The sequence below is a fragment of the Microcoleus sp. Pol7_B2 genome (assembly GCF_036701035.1).
Classification (GTDB): Bacteria; Cyanobacteriota; Cyanobacteriia; order Cyanobacteriales; family Microcoleaceae; genus Microcoleus.
The window spans coordinates 1-2,649 of record NZ_JAUBQB010000171.1 but is presented as its reverse complement, the minus strand read 5'-3'; the positions used below and the strand labels follow the sequence as shown (position 1 = coordinate 2,649).

General features: G+C 47.0%; 2 protein-coding genes. Both read right to left on the bottom strand.

Annotated features, from left to right (window positions below; translation table 11 throughout):
- Positions 1-379: 379 nt before the first annotated feature.
- Entirely contained in the window at positions 380-1,705 is a 1,326-nt protein-coding gene (locus tag QUA57_RS28320; protein ID WP_333065116.1) for an ATP-binding protein, read from the bottom strand.
- A gap of 239 nt (positions 1,706-1,944) precedes the next feature.
- A complete protein-coding gene (locus QUA57_RS28315) occupies positions 1,945-2,319 on the bottom strand; it encodes a response regulator (protein WP_190736601.1) in 375 nt (124 codons plus the stop codon).
- Between the last annotated feature and the right edge of the window lie 330 nt (positions 2,320-2,649).

The window sequence follows — 2,649 nt, the reverse complement described above, 5'->3', positions numbered from 1 at the left end:
AGTTAAATCCCGAGGGCGCGCATCAGCAAATAGCCCAATCCCCTAATTTATTATTCCGACAATAAATCCGCCCTGCCCTAGCCCTCCGTGTCCGGGGGGGGACAAGAGTCCGATCTTTCGTCGCCCGACTATCAGGGAGATGCGAGGGGGATCGAGATATGTGCCACTTCACATTAAATTGGTATTAGAGCCTACTAAATAATTATAAAAAATGCAAATGTCCTGACAAAGAATTAGCACAACATTTTTCTTTAAATAAAAAGATAATTATATCTAGATTGTCTGATTTGGCAGAGTCGGGTTTTCCTATCCATTTGACTAATACTGCTGTGAGTCAGGTGGAAGAAGTGACACGGAACTAGACAATGGGATCAACTACTTATAATTCTAAGGGTAGAGAAAGGGTGAATACAGCCCCTTGACCGGGTTTACTATTGGCTGTAATACTGCCTCCATGCGCTTCAATAATGCGTCTGGCAATCGCTAGACCCAGACCAACCCCATTCTTACTAGAGCGGCTCGTGGTGTAAAACTGTTCAAAAATGCGAGGTAAATCGGTTTCAGGAATGCCGCTTCCCTGGTCTCGAATTGAAATCAGAGCCTGTTGCTTGTTGCCAGAGGCAGCAATGAAAATACGAGCATTGGGGGTAGAATACTTAATCGCATTGTCTAAGAGATTCAAAAAAGCCTGTAATAAGCGTTCCGAATCGCCCATAATCCGAAGGTCAGCAACATCAACTTCTACAGTCACGTTTTTAGCCTGCATACGAACTTCCATTGCTCTAATCGCACGGCTGATGACGCTTTCTAAGGCAATGGCTTGGATTTCTAATAGCGTGACACCTGCTTCTAAGCGTCCTAAATCGAGCAAATCGTGAATCAAGCCCGAAAGTCGCTTCGTCTCCTCTTTAATGGTTTGAAAAAAGCGATCGCGCAACTCCGGCTCATCCACAGCGCCACGCTCCAGCGCATCAATGGTGACCTGAACATTACTCACAGGGGTCCGCAGTTCATGGGAAACATTCGCTAGGAAGGCTCTGCGTTCGTTGTCCAATGATTTCAACCGTTCACTCATACGATTCAGTTCCGTTGCGAGTTGGTCTAGTTCATTGCTTTGACGAATCACGAGTTTGTCATCAAACTGTCCTCTACCCACACGAATCGCAAAGTTTCGCATCACCTCAATGGGTTTAGAGAGACTCCGGGCTAATCGATCGCTGACCAAGGTACAGAGAAGAATGGTAATGCCAAGGGCGGCTAAAATTGTCCAGATCACCCTTACAAACTGTTTCTGAAACTGTTCTAAAGTAATCGAGATGCGCAATATCCCCAACATCTGACCGTTGCGAGTCATCGGTTTGACAATATAGAGGCGATCCTCCCTTGATAAAACCCCTTTAGCCATGCCCTGCACCGAATGACCGTGTAGTGCTTCTGAAACGCCAGGTATCAGCAGCCAATTGGTGATTTGTCGATCTGTTTGAGGGTTAGAGGTGGCTAGCAGCGAACCTTGGGCATCAAATACACGGAGTGCGATATTGGCGGGTGCCCCATAGCGCCGAACAATGATCTGCACCCGTTGCGTATCTTTTTCTTCGAGGGCATCTGCAACGCTCTCGCTCAGTGCTGTTGCCCAGTTTTCTAAATCTGTCTGACGAGACTGCATGAAAAAGGCATAAAACGTCCATAGGATGTAACCAGACATAAGCGAGGTTCCTAAGACGATCAGGATCAGGTAGGTAGCCAAGAGCTTCGTGTGGATTGAATTCCACCGAAGAGATGCTAACCATCTGCTCGTGAAGGAGTCTTGGGCAAAAAATTTCATCGGCTCAAACATGGCTGGGATAAATGGTGTATCCGTTGCAAGCGATCCTAACCTAGCGCCATTGGTCACGGATTGAGCCAATCGAGCTATCAAACCCTTGAAGGATGTCTTAACCGCTTTTAAGCAGATTCCGCATGATGGCGGCGCAGCAAAGCTTTAATCCGTGCGAGCAATTCCTGCGTATTGAAGGGTTTGGTCACATAATCATCTGCCCCTGCCTCTAAGCCCAACACTTTATCCATATCTTGGTCTTTAGCCGTTAGCATCAGTATAGGCACATTAGAAAAAGCCCGGATACGCCAACATACTTCCATCCCATCAACTTCTGGCATCATCAGATCGAGCAGAATGATGTCGGGTACTTGCTTGTGGAATTGTTTGATCGCGCTGTGTCCATCTGGTGCTGTAGTGACCTCATAGCCTTCCTTTCTCAGTGAGTAAGCAAGGCTTTCACAGAGTGGGGCTTCGTCGTCTACCAACAAAAGATGCGGCATTAGTATAAATAGTTACATTTCATATGGAGTATCTCAAAGGCAGGATTAACCGACATCTACCTTGAGAGGTAAATCGTCTTGGTTCCGCTCAGGTTTTGCTGCTTACAAATACTAGGCAGCAAAACGATGGACAGTTACGAGCGGTTATACCAATTTAATGTGAAGTTGCACATATCTCGATCCCCCTCGCATCTCCCTGATAGTAGGGGAGCGAAAGATCGGACTCTTGTCCCCCCCCCGGACGCGGGGGGCTAGGCAGGGCGGATTTATTGTCGGAATAATAAATTAGGGGATTGGGCTATTTGCTGATGCGCGCCCTCGGGATTTAAC

What these genes read in the sequence shown, in the direction of transcription:
- QUA57_RS28320 (WP_333065116.1), bottom strand. Translation starts at nt 1,705, where the DNA reads ATGTCTGGTTACATCCTATGGACGTTTTATGCCTTTTTCATGCAGTCT.
- QUA57_RS28315 (WP_190736601.1), bottom strand. Translation starts at nt 2,319, where the DNA reads ATGCCGCATCTTTTGTTGGTAGACGACGAAGCCCCACTCTGTGAAAGC.